A 16797-nucleotide genomic window follows, 5' to 3' on the forward strand; every position below is an offset into this window, starting at 1 on the left:
ATTTCAAAAATTTTTAAGAATAAAATCTTTATGTCAATTGTAAAGATTACACGTAAAAGAAGGTTGACACACATTACATATCACCTTTATAAAAGGCGTTTTATTTACGTTGGACACTAAATTGAAACTCATAATTCAGATACCTTGCTTTAATGAAGCTGAAACTTTAGCGGTGGCTTTAGCAGAGCTTCCAAGACATGTTGAAGGCTTCGACAAAACAGAATGGTTAATCATAGATGATGGCAGTAAAGATGACACCGTTGAAGTTGCAAAAGCGTGCGGAGTAGACCACATAATAAAACACACGCATAATCAGGGCCTTGCGAAAGCATTCATGACGGGTCTGGATGCATGCTTGAAGGCAGGCGCCGATGTGATTATCAATACCGATGCTGATAATCAGTATAATGCCGCTGATATACCCAATTTAGTTAAACCTATTCTTTCTGGTGATGCTGAATTTGTCATAGGTGAACGACCGATTCAAGCTATTGAACATTTCTCACCCATAAAAAAATTCTTGCAAAAACTCGGAAGTACTGTTGTTCGCATGGCGAGCAAAACGAATATCCCTGATGCGCCAAGCGGTTTTCGCGCAATAACACGCAATGTAGCACAGCGTTTAGTGGTGTTTAGCGCTTACACTTATACACTGGAAACCATTATCCAGGCCGGCCAGCAAAATATAGCAATAGTCTCTGTACCAGTAGGCGTTAATGATGATCTTCGACCATCGAGATTGGTAAAGAGCATTACTTCTTACGTTAAAAGAAGCATTGCTACCATTTTTAGAATTTTTATCATTTACCGTCCGTTCAGATTTTTTGGAATAATGGGCACTCTGCTATTTTCACTGGGGTTCATTATCAGTGCAAGATTCCTCTACTTCTATTTTAATGGAAACGGCAGTGGTCATATTCAGTCATTAATTCTCGCCGCCGTTTTACTCGGAATGGGTTTCCAAACAATACTCATAGCCTTTATTGCCGATCTGTTAGCAGCGAATAGAAAATTACTAGAAGACATTCGCTATAAAACTAACGTTCAATTCTACAATTCTAAAGATGAAGATAATCAGTAAATGATATCTTTTATCAAAAAACATCTTAATAAAATAGGAAGCTTGTTAGCGTTGTGTGGAGTTTTGTTCTTAGGTATAAAACTTCACACATACAGCGCGAATATTAGCTTTAACCTGATACCCATTGAAAAATGGTGTTTGTTTATTTTACTAACATTAGCATATGGCATCCTGTGTCTGCTCAACGCTATTTCATGGAAATACAATCTAAAGCACTGTCATGTAACAATAAAGACGCTTGATAGCGTCTCGATTTATGGCGTTTCACAACTAGCCAAATATCTGCCAGGCAACGTATTCCAGTTTGCGGGTCGCCAGGCGCTTGGCATGGCAAATAAGATTAACGCAAAGGCTCTTGTTAAATCTACGTTTTGGGAGTTAGTTTTACTCTGTTTAGGTGGCGCTATTCTGTCAACGTTGATGATTACTATTTTGACGCCGTTTTTTACCCCTGCATCAGCCATTATCGCGACTATCATATTTATCGCAATATACCTGACATTGTTAAAACATTTTACCAGTATTCAATTGGCGAAAGCTGCATTCATAAACCTGGCGTTCACGTTAATATCAGGAGTATCTTTTTTACTTCTACTTAAAATTCTTAACTTCCCTATCGGAAACTTACAAGGCCATGAGGTTGTCGGTGCATATATCCTGGCATGGCTTATTGGATTAATTACACCCGGGGCACCAGCAGGTGTAGGCATCCGAGAAGTCATTCTTTTATACCTTTTTAAAGATGCCATAAGCAATGAGGATTTGCTACTGACTGTTTTGCTGGGGAGAGTAATGACGGTTTCTGGAGATTTTATCTTCTATGTCATCGCGCTGATATGTGGATATATAAAGAAAAGCAGGAGTATAAATAATGCTTAAGTATAACAAAAAAATAATTTATTTACCCTATGCAATATTTGTGTTTATTTGTATTAACTGCTTTTATGGCTCAATTCCATTCCTGTCAATTCCAACTTTAGGTCAAGCAGTTTGGACCAGTGGCTTTGCTAAATCTCTATCCCATAATTCATTCATTCTGGATTTCTTCGCACGGGATATAGGTTACCCACATCCGGCAGCTATCGCCTTTGGTTTAAGTGGCGCCTGGGTCCAGTCCCTTTTCATTCGCATGGGTTTCGAAGTATCTGATGCCTATTCAATGATGAACATTTTCTGGCTCGCTGTGGCTTTTGTAGGATGCATTAAATTTACTATAAAGTTTAATGTACCCAAGCCCACCCAACCAATACTTGTTGCAGTATGGTTTTCAATGCCGATTGTATCCCAACATCTAGGCTATAGCATGCTAGCCCTGGGAATTGCATTATTGCCGACTTATATCTATGCGGCAATATGTCTGGCTGAAGTAGAAATAATAAAAACCAAAAAAGTCATTCTCCTTTCAACCCTCTACCTACTGTTAACAATCATCTCCGTATTTATGGATGGTTATACGTTTGTTATGTTCGCATGCGCAGCCAGCCTGATACTATTGAGTTCAATATTAAAAAGTAATTCCGAGTGGAAATCATCAACTACAAAGTTTTTCTTGCATCTAAGTTGTTTTTTAGTTTCATATCTCCTCTACATTAGTTTTATCGGGAAAAGTAACTTTACGCCATCAAGTGAAGATTATTTCCGAAGTTGGGGGTTAGACTTAAGTTTCTTAATATTCCCTACAATGGGAAAAAACTGGATTTTAGATCTGATCGGTTATTCAACAGGCCGTTCCGAAAAATTATTTTTTGGTGATTCATCAGTTTGGATTACAACTTTCAGCTTACCATTAATATTGGTAGGAATTTATTCATTCTTTAAGGTCAAAACGCAAAGTAAATATGCCATTCCACTGCTGTTAGTTACTTTACTTTCCTTTTATATGGCAATGGGCCCTTCGGTTAAATTCGACAGTACCCGAACCAACAGTCGTGAAGAGCAAGCAATAGCAATAACTGACATGCCCGCATCAAGTGCTGTTATACCCACGGGTAATGCAGTTCTGAGCAAATTACCTGGGTTTAATGCAATGAGAGCAACATATCGCTGGCTTGCATTAAGCCTGGCGTGCCTCTGGCTTCTTTTGGTCATCTACGCAGGCACTGATAAGAAGAATAAAAACTTCATTTTCCTATCATGTATAATTTTAATTGCTCTAAACTTACCAAATGTAAACTCAACCTTGAGCTCTAAAAAGTCTTACAAAGCAATGTTTGATAATATTAATAATGAATTAATTTCAAAGATTGCAAATAAAACTTCCGATGGAGAAAGAGTTGTCTTTCTGCCTATTGGCAATGACTTCCTGATTAATTACGTCGCTCCGATGGCAAACATTAAAGCTTTCAACATTGGTGGTGATAAAAATCTGGAAGAAGCCAAACATTATTGGCCGTTGGAAATTCGAAACTTTAACGAATTATCTGATGACCGACGCGTTAATACAATTGAAAACATGCTACTCAAAGACGAAGTTGATGCTGTTATTATTCCTTACATAGATATGCTATGGAGCGCGCATGTCTGGCCATGTAAAGCAATGCCACATGATAATCAAGCATCTGATGACAGCAATGATTTAAGCATTGATGATTATCCTGCCGATTCTCAGTGCCCTAATTATTATCGCGAACATTACCGGCCTTTAGTTAAATTATTATCTGAACATCCAAACCTAATTGTTTCCAATGATGATTTATTTACAATAATTAGACTGAACAATACTTATCAAGATGATGCAGTGCGGGAAAAGTATTTATCAAACCATATCCAAACATATGAATATCCGCTCATTCTCAATTCTGAGCATTCAAATGTGACATTCTTAATGGATGGAATATGGCATAACCTTGAAAGCGATCAGGTATGGACTGGCAAAGACTTCGGAATAACTTTACCGGTTCCTGATAAATGTAATCGCGAAAAATGTGAAGTTAGTTTCACCATGAAGGCCTTCTCAGCCAGTGTTAAAAATCCATATGTCATGGAAATTAGCACTCAAACAGCAAAAGGGTTAATGCACAAATCGGTAACAATTTTAGATAACACGATGAATGATATTATCATTCCATTATCTGCTAAAAATACCCAGCGTATCGAATTTAGCGTTCCGCAGGCTACTTCACCTCGTAAACTAGGTATTAGTGATGATAACCGCATATTAGGTATGGCAGTAAGTGAAATAAAACTTGTGGATGATGAGTCACGGAAAAATGAAATAACAAAAATAGAAAAATCATTAGCGCCAGTAAATTACCCTATTCTTGTAACATCTAACGATCCCAAGGTAAAAGCTATTTTATCCGGTCAATGGAATGATATCGAAGATGACCATGTTTGGTCAGGAAGAGATTTTTCATTACTTTTGCCAGCAGATAAATCATGTATCCAGCAAGTGTGTAAACTCGCCATTACCTTTAGTATGTTTAATGCAAGCATTGAAAAACCTGCAAAACTGACTGTACATTATATTAATTGGTCAGGTGAACAGATAGATCGAAGTATTACAATAACAGACTCAGGACAGCAGAAGTTGTTGATATCGCCCATGAAATCAAATTTTTCCAAAATTGATTTTCATGCTGACTCTGCTGAATCCCCTTTTGAGGCAGGTCTAAGTAATGACTCAAGAACGTTGGGGATGGCGTTGAAAGAAATAGACATTGAAAAATAAATCCAAAAAATAAAAACCTTGGTGTGATGCTCCACTCCACGTGGAGCATCAAGAAAAAATTAAAATCTATTTAGAAAAAAATCATTAGCCACATTTATGATATTTCCGATTGATAGATCGGAAAAATAACATTTAAAGATCTTTGTTAGCTTAAATTAAAGGTTGCTTTACAATGAATAAAATAGTCTCCATACACTATTTACGAGGAATTGCTGCCCTACTTGTGGTTGCATATCATAACAAAACCAGTGGATATGAAGCTTCAGGAAACCAAGATATCTTTGAGTATCTATTCAAAGGTGGTGCTTTTGGGGTAGATCTGTTTTTTATCATAAGTGGCTTTATCATTGCGTACTCAACAAAAGAAAACACAGAGAACAATCTTCTAAACTTCACTTTAAAGCGACTTTTTAGAATCTACCCGATATTAATTGTCGCAATTACAATATATATATTTATTAACCCTGTGTACTCGTCTGAAGAAATTTTACGATCTTACTTTTTTATTAATCGCGATTATAGCAAAGCAGCACCATTTTTCGGATACAACGTGCTTTTCCCAGCATGGTCATTAAGTTACGAAATGTATTTTTATTTCGTTTTTGCTTTAGCCATGGGAATTAGTCACCCGAAAAGAATTTTAATAACATCGGCCTTACTTATCATTCCAGCTTCAATACTACAATTATATTTCAATGCTGGCATTAGTTTAAATGGCAACATGCATCTGCAAGATACCAATATAACTCCATTGAATTTTTTCGCATCACCCATGATGTTTGAGTTTGTAGTTGGTATGCTTTTATTTAAAATAATGGATTACTTTGAAGGTTTTAAATATTATAAATCAGTTTCATTAATATTACTTTTATCTTTCCTTACCTGCTACTTTACCACTTTCCGTTTTGCTGTAGGGTTGTACGGATTTGGTAGCTGGGCAATACTACTCATCGTTGCCGCGTTACTATTTGAGAAGAATCATGGCTTAAAAGAAAGTAGAATTCTTACGTTTTTTGGTGATATTTCATACTCTCTCTATCTTGTTCATGCCATCACCATGCAGATTTTGATGAAATACCACGACCATGTACCATTCTATGGAAAAAACTCGCCACTTAAATTTTTAGTGATTTTATTAACCTCGATTGTACTTGCGTGGATATTACACCATGTCATTGAAAAACCTATGCTAAGGGTGGGCAAGCTAGCATTAAATAAAGCGAAAAAATTTAAAAAAAACATAAGTATCAATGATGTTTAAAATAAAAAAAGGCTTAATGCTAAGCATTAAGCCTTATATTCCCTATGTCGTTTGTATCTAATAGTAATTAATCCAGCCACTCAGTATGGAATACACCTTCTTTATCAGTACGCTTGTAAGTGTGCGCACCGAAGTAGTCACGTTGAGCTTGAATCAAGTTCGCTGGCAGAACTTCAGAGCGATAGCTGTCGTAGTAAGCGATAGCTGCTGAGAAGGTTGGTGTCGGAATACCGTTTTGGATAGCGTAAGAAACGACATCACGCAGTGCTTGCTGGTACTCATCAGCGATATTTTTGAAATACGGGTCAAGCAGAAGGTTAGCAATTGCCGTATTGTTTGCATAAGCATCAGTGATTTTCTGAAGGAACTGGGCACGAATGATGCAGCCCGCACGGAAGATTTTAGCAATCTCACCATAATGCAGGTCCCAGTTGTTCTCCTCAGATGCTGCCCTTAACTGTGAGAAGCCCTGTGCATAGGAAACAATTTTGCCCAAATACAACGCGCGACGCACTTTTTCTACAAATTCAGCTTTATCTCCCGTAAATTCCTGGGCTTTAGGCCCCGTCAGGACCTTAGAAGCAGCAACACGTTGAGATTTCAGGGAAGATAGATAACGCGCAAACACTGACTCAGTGATCAACGAGAGAGGTTCACCAAGATCAAGGGAGCTCTGACTCGTCCACTTACCTGTGCCTTTGTTGGCCGCCTCATCCAAAATCACATCTACAAGGTACTTACCTTCATCATCTTTCTTCGTGAAGATATCTTTGGTGATATCGATTAAGTAGCTGCTCAGCTCACCGTTGTTCCATTCAGTAAAGGTGCGCGCAAGAGCTTCGTTGTTCAGACCCAGCGCACCTTTAAGTAATGCGTAGGCTTCAGCAATCAGTTGCATGTCGCCATATTCAATACCATTGTGGACCATCTTAACATAGTGGCCTGCGCCATTTGGTCCAATATAGGCAACGCAAGCCTCGCCATCTTCTGCGCGCGCAGCAATTTTATCGAAAATCGGGGCAACCAACTCATAAGCTTCTTTTTGTCCGCCAGGCATGATTGAAGGACCTTTTAACGCACCTTCTTCACCACCTGAAACGCCAGTGCCAATGAAGTTAAAGCCTTGATCAGAGAGTTCTTTATTACGACGAATAGTGTCTTTATAGAAAGTGTTACCGCCATCAATAAGGATATCGCCCTTGTCCAGATGCGGTGTCAGGGAAGCGATAGTTTTGTCGGTAGCTTCACCGGCTTGAACCATTAGCAAAATGCGGCGTGGTTTTTCTAGTGATTCAACAAACTCTTCTACGGTGTAAAATGGCGCGAGTTTCTTGCCCTGATTTTCTGCGATGACTTCATCAGTCTTTTCACGTGAACGGTTGAAGATAGAAACAGTGTAACCACGGCTCTCGATGTTTAAAGCCAGATTACGTCCCATCACTGCCATACCAACCACACCGATTTGTTGCTTGGACATTATCTACTCCTGTCTGAAGGTCTCATCACCAGACACATTCTGCTGGTGAACAAAGGTGGAAATTATGTTAACTCACTATAGACATCTTCGGGTAGTGATTGATGCTAATTTCATTAATTGCACACACCGACAAATATACTATTTTATCAATGATTTATATAAACATTGGTAAGCGGAGACCATTTTTTCACCGGTAAAATGTTCCCGGTAACGTTTATAAGCCCTATCCCCGTAAGTTGTTGCCAATGCCGGGTTTTCCCACAATGTTTCTAAGGCTATGGCTAACGCTTCTGGGTCAGAAGGAGGAACAACAATCCCTGTCTCTTGATGGATGTTAATCCATGAAGTCCCGGTACCTATCTCGCTTGAGATTAAAGGCTTGCTAAACATCGCCCCTTCAAGCAGAGATATCCCAAATGCCTCTGACCTCAAGTGCGATGGAAAAACCATTGCATAGCTGAGATGTAATAAAGCTATTTTATCAACGTCATCTAACGCACCCAGGAAAATTATATTCTGGAGCCCCAATGCATCGACTTGCAATTTCAATTCATCTTGAATTGGTCCGGAGCCCACAATGACAATTGGGTAATCCTTTTTCTTATTAGCCTCTAATAATATATGTAACCCTTTATAATATCGAAGTGTGCCAACAAAAAGAAAAAAACGCTCGGGTAGCCTGGCACGCCACGAATCTAGAGCCGCGGGATCGGGTAATTCATATCCCGCTTGGTTAATTCCTATAGGAATTACGTCAACCTTATCAATATATTTTTTTAATGTTGGGCTTGTTTCTACATAATTCGGTGAAGTAGCAACTATTTTGTCCACTGATGACATAAACTTATGCATCAAAGGGGTGTAGATTTTCAGTAAATTCTTTTGCCTAACAATATCAGAATGATAGCTTACCACCGTTGGCTTGTTTATCTTGCAGATAAAGTGCAAAACATCCATAAATGGCCATGGAAAGTGGTAGTGAATGATATCAGCTTCATTGGCGAGTTTTTTAAATAATGATAGTGCTCGAAGTGAAAATGGACTTGATGCTAACGAGAATTCCGCATGAATTCTGAAAGCTTTATGAGAGGCTATTGTTGCATTGAGATCTGTATCTCCCGGGGTCAAAGAGAGAACAGTAGTTTCAATCTCGCTATTTTTCGACCCTTCGGCGAGTTGAAATATAACCTGTTCAATGCCACCGAAAGTATCGGGATAATAAGTTTTATAAAAATGGAGAACTTTTATCATAACTAATTTAATTCTTTATAAACTTTCATTGTTTTCTGGGCACATTTTTCCCAACTGAAACGTTTGGCATGAGTGATTCCCTGCTCGATTACATGTTTTCTGAGATCATCAGAGCACAGGGCAATTTCGAGCTGACTACGTATACCCTCAACATCACCGGCATCATGAAATAACGAATGTTCACCGGCGACTTCAGGCAGTGAAGAATTATTTGAGCATACCACCGGCACTCCAGATTGCAGAGCCTCTAAAACAGGCAATCCAAATCCTTCATAATTACTGGGGAAGCAAAAAACTTTAGCTGCACTGTATAGCAATGGGATATCTGAATTAGGAATGTATCCAAGGTAGATCAACCATCCCTCACGTTGTGCTTTTTCAATTCTTAAAAGAATTTGCTCGTTTCTCCATCCTTTGAATCCACTGATGACGAGTGGAAAAGCAAGCCTGAGCTCAGTTGGCATGGATTCATAAGCATCTATCAGAGATATTATGTTTTTTCTCGGCTCAATAGTGCCGATAAAAAGCGAGTAGCCTTGATAATTTAATTTGTATTTTTTTAATACCGGTAATGTTTGTAACTCATCTCGGGGATAGAAATTATCAGATGCTGCCAAATGTGTCGTTTTGATTTTTTCACTTGGAAAATCGAAATGTTCACTTAGTTCTTTTTTAATGTAATCCGAAACAGTGATGATAAAATCACTACGTTCGAGTCCTTTCAAAATTTCTTGTTGAGTGTACCTACACCTTTTGGGCTCAAAATAGTCGGGGTACTTGAATGGACTCAAATCATGAAATGTACTTATTTTTTTAGCCTTGTGCTCTGGCAAAAAAAAATTGGGCCCATGGTAGATATAGTCACTATAACGAGATAACACTCGTTTTTTTATTTTTGGCGAAAGTGTTTGATAAATTTTTATTGCAGCAGTACTGTTTTTTAGAATATTTTTCAGCCCGTGCGATACGGTTATAGATGAATTTTCATCTGGTATAGTTTGAACGATTTTTTTTCCATCAAAGTATAGAAGATGTTCAATTTCATCGGTTTTTTCTATGGCTCTTGCTAATTCGTATGTATAACGACCAATGCCAGTTAAGGGATATTTGATTGGTTCTACAGAGAGAATAACCTTCATAAATTCCTCAAGGGAGCTATATCACTATGGCTCATTGTATGATTAATACCAATCTTTGATTGCTCTATTTCTGACCAGCCCATTACAGAGATTATCAAGTCGCATGCCTACAACACGATAATCATGCTGGTTACGCCAGCTATTTGCTGCTTTTGTAACCGCTTGCCATTTCGGGCTCTTATCTTTGATTTCTTCAAGCTTTGCGCTAATGTCTTCCGCAATCTGTTCGGCGCTGAATCCACTAAACTTAAATACTGCATCGCCAAGATCGTCAAAGATTGGAATAGGCGTTACCATCACAGGTTTGTTTGTCGCCATCCCGTATCGGACCGCCCCACTGGCAGACTCCCCGGTGTTTTGATAGGCAAAGAGAAGCAGGTCAGCTTCTGACAATAATTTCAGGCTTTCGCTGTCAGCTAAGAAGCTGTTATGGAATTCAACCAGATCGCCAATATTATTTTCGCTGACGTACTTCTTCAAGTCACTAATCAAATCCCGTGATTCTCCAACAGGGAATTCAGCGTTAACTAACTTTAATTTAACTGGACGATTTTTATCTTTTAATAATTTTACCGCTTGTACAATTTCAAGCAGACCCTTATGAGGTAAACAGAAACCATAACTGGCGATAACCTGCAAATTTTTAGCAGTTTGCGTTTTTGAAGAAAATGACTCGTTACGCAATACGCCATGAGGGAAAAGTGCAACGTTATTTTCCAAACCAAGAGTCTTCAAACGATTTAGATCGGCGAAGGAATGCACTAACAGTCGGTCACAGCATTTTAGGGCATCAAGCATATGGACCAATTTGAAATTCTCTTCTGGTTCCTTCACGGGATCAACTGTTGAATGCAGTGTCATCACGACAACGATATTACGTTGCTTTAAAGTGTAAATTAGCTCTGACAGCTCAGCATGATTGAAGAATCCATAGTTAAACTGGATGATGATGGTGTTAAGGCCGGCTTGTTCAATATACTTAATGACGGTATGGAAGTTATTACTTTCTTTCCCAATATTCCAACTTCTGATACTAAAGTCTTTCTTGGTATCCAGAAGCTCTTGTCCATTAGGGGAAAATATAATAGGTTCAACCCCAGGCATGTTATCAATCAGATGCTGTGAGTAGGTCGCTATGCCGCATTTGGTGTTCCAGGTTGTTATCCAGCCTGTTTTTGCTGACTGATTACATTCCCAATGTTTAGCCTCAAGAATATAAATAGCAGAGACAGAACGCTCTGCCACAGCTGACCATGTAAAGCGAGAGAGAATCTTTTGGCGACCATTTTCGGCCATTTTACTTCGCAACTCACTTGACGTTAGCGCTGCAAGTTTCATCTTCTTCGCCAGGTCATCAATATCGATATTGACCCATGCTGAAGAATAAAGACCAAAATGAGTTTTTGCATGGGCATAGTGGTAATCCACTAACCAGCTATTCGTTGAATCACAAAAATCCCTTTGCCCACTCCAATCTGTAACTATTGCAGGCATTCCACTCAACATGGCTTCCGCAATTGGCAACCCAAAACCCTCTGCACAACTTGGAGCGACGAGAACATCACATTGCTCATAGATACTTTTGAGGCTACCCTCGTCGAGATCCTCTTTAATAATTATCACGTGAGGGAAGTCAGATCGCTTTTGCTGGCATGCTGCCAAGCTTTCAGAAATTGTATTATGTGGGTTATCAAACGTCTTAATGACTAACGTAACATCATCTTCAAAGCTGAATGCTTGACCGTAAGCTTCAAGCATGGCTTCCGCCCCTTTGCGCGGAAAGCATGAAGACACATGTAAGAAACGGAAGGTTTTGGTGGTTTCGAGCAAGTAGTGCTCGGCATTGACACTTTCCCAGTGATCACAACCATTCGCAGTTACGAATGCAGGCAAGCGTAGGCCATTATCAATCAGAATCTTTTTAACATGATGTGAAGTACAGAGAACACCATCGAGTTCTTGATTAAAACTCTGAATCCACTCGAATGGATATCCCGTCTCCTCCCATGCATAACAGTGTAAAAGTTTGACCTTAGAATTAAGTCCAGACACCCGTGGCGGATAGATGTTACGTGACTGGATAGAAACTGATTCAGTCATCACTTTGCCTGCTTTATCATTCCACGCTAGCAAATCAGCATTGTCAGCTTTTTGCATAAAGGAAGGATTTGGCGAAAAATCGCCTGGACCTTCAGTTGAATGCAAAATCACCTCTAGGCCCTTTCGAGCGAGACCACGGGCAAATTCACGATTGACTAAAGCGAGACTATAAGAGGAGTCAAATGGGCCATCGACCTGCCACTCCAACGATTTTGATAAGACATGATTCAGTTCAACCCGCTTAATATTTCGGTCTAGCGCTTCGGCAACGCGCAATAAATCTTGCTGAGAGGGTCTGGTTTTTGTACTGATTTTTTTTATGTCATCGATTGCAGATACGGTTTCTAGGGCACTTTCATCCTCAACAACAATTTCCGGCTCATAGTGTTCGAAGGCAGCAAGCGCACGCTGAGCAGAAATGTCCCAGGAAAATTTATGTGCTTGGTTCAGTGCATGATTTTTTAGTGAATGACGGAACGGTTCATTGACAATGACTTCGCGAATTTTACTGGTAATTGAACTCACTGAGAATGGATCGAAGAGTGCCGCTTCCAGTCCAATAACTTCGGGAATGCTTGTTACATTTGAACCAATAGTTGGCGCGCCACATCTCATTGCTTCCAGAATAGGAAGTCCAAAGCCCTCATGCTCAGACGCGAAAACAAATAGGAAACAGTGGCGATAAAGAAGAATCAGTTCATCATCACTGACATATCCGGTTAATATCACATCATTTTTTGAAAGACTTGATTTCTTTACAATAGATTGTAGATAGTTGCGATCAGCTGCATTAACCTTACTGATAATCACTAATTGTTTATTAAACCGTAATTCTGGCTCAATTTCGGAGAAGGCAACAATTAGCCTTTCAAAATTCTTCCGCTTATCAAACCCACCTGGGGCATAAAGAATGATGTCTTTTTGTATTGAGAACTTATCTTTAACTTCTTCAATATTAATATCCACTATTTCTTTATCGTACCACTCATCCTCGGTTGCAGAAGAGATAGAGACAACCTTAGCTGAAGTGTCAGGAAGATATTTTTGGGTTTCTTGAGCTGTATAATCTGAATTCGTAAGAATAAGGTCTGCCACTTTCAAATACTCAATTTTATTCATGTAGTATTGGCGAAAATGGACGTCTTGTAAGTAGGTTTTTTCATTGACCAGAGGAATGAGATCGTGATGGAGTACCGCTACTTTGGTTTTGCTTTGCAATTTTTTGATAGTGACCGTAGCGTCATCAATATGACCTTCAAATAGACTAGTTATGAAAACCCAATCAACTGAAAGTGTACGGATCATTTCCTCGCGAATAATCGCAGCCGCACTCTGCCTCCACTCATTCCCCTCATCACAGGCACGGAGAGGGGCCGGTAGTTGGCATACCACAATGTTCTTTTCTGGTAACAGCCCTTCTAAGGCATTTTTGATGCCCTGAATAGTATGTTCAAAGTTTCCATTCAGAAGCACAAAGAAGTCATGGTGTTTGTTATTCCGAAGTAAACCTTTAGTAATAGATAATGAATAGCGCCCTATCCCTCTGAATCTGCTTTCTGTTTGCGCGCCCTGTAAATCAATTAAAATTTTCATTATTTATTACCTTTGTGATGCTTTACTTCATCATGTTGAAGATCTTCATAGATCTCCTTCGCCCTATTTGTCAAATTATGAACATGGGTTGTGGATATTGAATGATTAAAATCGTGAGAAAAATCACTTCCGTTCAAGGATTTAAAGTAAATTTTCCTTAGTAAGGAATAGACTCCGAATTTGCGCATCAAATATAACGAACCAGACCTCGCCGTGGGATATTTACCAGCTAAAATGACGAGCCGTTGAAATATTTTACGAGTAAAAGCTTTAGTTAAATATTTGAGCCCTTTTTTACGAGCATTGTTTGTACGTTTAGTTAAATCTATCACACGACGCAACGGAGCAGTTATTCGCCAAGAGTTACTGGCATAAATGGCGGCCAATCGTTGTTCTAAATCTTTATTAGAATTGACGATGCTGCCAAGTTCAGCACGGACAATTTCAATCTCTTTAGCGTGCTCATCAAGCCTATCTCTGATTGATATATCATAGCGGTCAGCAAGTTCATCAAGAGTGACACCAATTTTTTTAACAAAAAACTCATTAAATTCGGTGTTTAATTCCTGGGAGCCTGCCTTTTGAGAGACACAACTGTAATCCGGACTGACACCCTTCAACACTTCCGTCAGTGTAAGTTCAGATGTGCTATCCATGACTCGGACACTTTCTTGCAGTCTGACGATACGTGTTCTTTCAAACCCATAATAGTCAGGCAGAAACTTCAAAAGCTCGGGAGGGAGAGGGTTTTGGTGGGTAGGATCCATGTAGAACGAACAACTACCGACACTTATGTTTTCTGGATTTGGCGTTTCAAGTATCAGAAGACCACCGGGTTTTAATACGCGAAGAGCTTCTAATACCAGCGTATGAACAATTTCAAACGGAAGATGCTCAACAATATGAAAGCCCGTAATTGCAATAGCACTATCGCTATTTTGCATCTTCAGAAAATTAATACAATCGCCTAATTCAACGGTGAGACCATCTTTACGTGCTTCAGCAAGCATTCCTTCATCAAGATCGACACCTACTGCTTGAATATTGTTATCACGCAGTAATTTTAACCACTCTCCACGTCCACAGCCAATATCAATGATGCCAGCATCGGGAAAGTACGCATTAAGTTTGGAGATTAACGGCAAGTATACTGTCAATCTTTGACGTATATCGGAAACGCTACCACGATGTTTGTCTTCAAATGCACGGTAAAAATTATTACTCACCTTTAATCTCCAATTGGGGTGGCATCCAGGTTACGCCTATAAAGGATGGTTTACCGCTGTTCACAACAGTGAAAACTAAAGCAAGGTCACGCCATTCATAGTTTCGAGCAACATGTGTATCTGATGAGTGTAAAGCGACTGCAATTGAATAAGATCCAACGCCTAAATTGGCTGCAAAACTAAAGGTATATTCAAGTTTTTTTCCAGCTGCAACCCTACTCAATACTTTTTTCATGTGATGAGTGTTGGTACCGAATACAGGCTGCCCCAAGCGATCTTTAATAACATACCCCACGACTAACTCATCGATATCGTCGTGTACTTCAGCTTGAATATTTAATGAAACGGCTTGCCCGACCTGCAATGTTTCAATCGACTCATTATCTTGATTCAGAAGCGCTATACGACTGATACGCGCTTCTCCCGTACCTGAAAGCGTCGCTAACTTTCCATCGCTATTGCTTAACTTAATGGATTTTTTTTCTTTATCTGCTAGTAGCGCATTATAGAAATCCATTACAGCCTCGGGTTCCCCCTCCATGGCCACCTCACCCTGGTTTAATAGGATGGCACGATCGCAAATGCTCTGGATAGCCTGCTTGTCGTGTGAGACAAGAAGCAACGTTGTCCCTTTTCTTCGGAATTCGCGAATGCGTTCGAAACTTTTGTGTTGAAAATAAGCATCTCCTACTGACAACGCTTCATCGATGATCAGGATGTCTGGTCGTATAGCCGTTGCTACGCTGAAAGCCAGTCTTACCTGCATACCACTAGAATAAACTCGTACAGGCTGGTCAATATATTCATCAATCTCTGCAAATGTCTCAATTTCGGGCATTAATTGATTAATTTGCTCAACAGATAAACCTAATAATTGACCTGACATATAGACATTTTGCCGGCCAGTGAAATCGGCATGAAATCCCATACCCAGCTCCAGCATCGCTGCAACCCGACCTGAAATATCAATATTTCCTGTAGTTGGCTTAGCTGTGCCAGTAATTAATTTTAATAACGTGCTTTTTCCTGCACCATTGATACCAATGATACCCACAGCTTCACCCTCATTGATTTCAAAATTAATATCTTTCAAAATCCATTTAAGAGAGTGTTGCGGTTGAATACCCGGGATCATCCATTCCAACAATCGATGAACTTTTCGCTGGTAAATTTTGTATGCTTTTCCGACGCCCGAAACCAAGATATGTGTCATCAGAGTTCATCCACCATTTCAGCCGAGTGCCTTCTAAATAAGATAAATCCGTAAGCACAAAAAATAGTACTTAAAATCAAAACCGGAATCAGTGAATTCCAATCTGGTATTTTATGGTAGGCAAATATCCCCTGATAAGCCTGCATCAGGCGCGCGACTGGATTATACATAAGAATTTTATGTGCCCATTGAGGCAGGGAGTTTAATACATAGACGATCGGAGTGAACCAGAACCAGAATTGTAATAATACCCCCACGAACTGCCCTACATCTCTGAAAAACACGTTCATAACGCCAAATATCATCCCCAACCCAGTCGCAAATGCAATTTGCAACAAGATAACTGGGATCATCGATAGAATTAACCACCCAGGAAAATTCCCGGTAAACACCAGGAATATTATAAAGAGTGAAAATATTATCAAAAAATTGAGCACGGCAGATACAACAACAATGAACGGCAGACAGATTTTAGGAAAACTAAGTTTTTTTATCAGATTGGCATTATTAATGAAAACACCCTGACTTTTATCTAAAATCTCGGTGAACAGCCCCCAAGTTAATACACCGGAACACAGATAAATGCTGTATGCAAATGAGCCTGTATTATCAGGCATTCTGGCTTTCATGACTTGAGAAAAAACCAATGTATAAACTAAAATCATCGCAAGGGGTTGAAGCACCAACCATAGTGCTCCTAGCATACTTGTTTGATAACGAGATTGAAAATCTCGCTTGATGCTACTAATAATAAAACCGCGATATTGATATAAGGATTTCAACATA

Annotated in this window: 11 protein-coding genes; 4 read left to right on the forward strand and 7 right to left on the reverse strand. The window is 39.4% G+C overall.

Annotated features, from left to right (window positions below; translation table 11 throughout):
• Window positions 1-121: 121 nt before the first annotated feature.
• The 4 genes from AC1MDE_RS07520 (at window position 122) to AC1MDE_RS07535 (ending at window position 6012) form a co-directional block, all read left to right on the forward strand.
• Window positions 122-1081, forward strand: a complete 960-nt coding sequence (locus tag AC1MDE_RS07520; protein ID WP_058962047.1) for a glycosyltransferase family 2 protein — start codon at window positions 122-124, stop codon at window positions 1079-1081.
• Window positions 1082-1960: a lysylphosphatidylglycerol synthase domain-containing protein gene (locus AC1MDE_RS07525; RefSeq protein ID WP_058962032.1), complete on the forward strand. Its 879-nt coding sequence runs from the start codon at window positions 1082-1084 to the stop codon at window positions 1958-1960.
• Window positions 1953-4751, forward strand: coding sequence for a hypothetical protein (locus AC1MDE_RS07530; protein WP_480344441.1), 2799 nt, complete (start codon window positions 1953-1955; stop codon window positions 4749-4751). Before AC1MDE_RS07525 ends, AC1MDE_RS07530 begins: the two co-directional genes overlap by 8 nt.
• A 172-nt stretch (window positions 4752-4923) precedes the next feature.
• Entirely contained in the window at window positions 4924-6012 is a 1089-nt protein-coding gene (locus tag AC1MDE_RS07535; protein WP_480344442.1) for an acyltransferase family protein, read from the forward strand.
• A gap of 67 nt (window positions 6013-6079) precedes the next feature.
• On the opposite strand, the gene gndA is transcribed toward AC1MDE_RS07535, so the two are convergent.
• The 7 genes from gndA to AC1MDE_RS07570 all read right to left on the reverse strand — a co-directional run bounded on the left by gndA (window position 6080) and on the right by AC1MDE_RS07570 (window position 16796).
• Entirely contained in the window at window positions 6080-7489 is a 1410-nt protein-coding gene (gene gndA, locus AC1MDE_RS07540; protein WP_058962028.1) for an NADP-dependent phosphogluconate dehydrogenase, read from the reverse strand.
• 138 nt (window positions 7490-7627) lie between these two features.
• Window positions 7628-8740 carry a glycosyltransferase family 4 protein gene (locus AC1MDE_RS07545; protein ID WP_286120026.1) on the reverse strand — a complete coding sequence of 371 codons (1113 nt, stop codon included), beginning with the start codon at window positions 8738-8740 and terminating at the stop codon, window positions 7628-7630.
• Between the two features lie 2 nt (window positions 8741-8742).
• Window positions 8743-9879 (reverse strand): glycosyltransferase family 4 protein, encoded by a 1137-nt coding sequence (locus AC1MDE_RS07550; RefSeq protein ID WP_480344443.1) that lies wholly within the window; start codon window positions 9877-9879, stop codon window positions 8743-8745.
• A 42-nt stretch (window positions 9880-9921) separates the two neighbouring features.
• Complete coding sequence (locus tag AC1MDE_RS07555) at window positions 9922-13572, reverse strand: glycosyltransferase (RefSeq protein WP_480344444.1); 3651 nt, start codon at window positions 13570-13572, stop codon at window positions 9922-9924.
• A complete protein-coding gene (locus AC1MDE_RS07560; RefSeq protein WP_058962025.1) occupies window positions 13572-14798 on the reverse strand; it encodes a class I SAM-dependent methyltransferase in 1227 nt (408 codons plus the stop codon). Before AC1MDE_RS07560 ends, AC1MDE_RS07555 begins: the two co-directional genes overlap by 1 nt.
• Window positions 14791-16011: an ABC transporter ATP-binding protein gene (locus AC1MDE_RS07565; protein WP_480344445.1), complete on the reverse strand. Its 1221-nt coding sequence runs from the start codon at window positions 16009-16011 to the stop codon at window positions 14791-14793. The genes AC1MDE_RS07560 and AC1MDE_RS07565 overlap by 8 nt, the downstream gene beginning before the upstream one ends.
• Window positions 16011-16796: an ABC transporter permease gene (locus AC1MDE_RS07570; protein ID WP_058962045.1), complete on the reverse strand. Its 786-nt coding sequence runs from the start codon at window positions 16794-16796 to the stop codon at window positions 16011-16013. The genes AC1MDE_RS07565 and AC1MDE_RS07570 overlap by 1 nt, the downstream gene beginning before the upstream one ends.
• Window position 16797: the final 1 nt, after the last annotated feature.

It is taken from the genome of Pantoea folii (assembly GCF_056678875.1).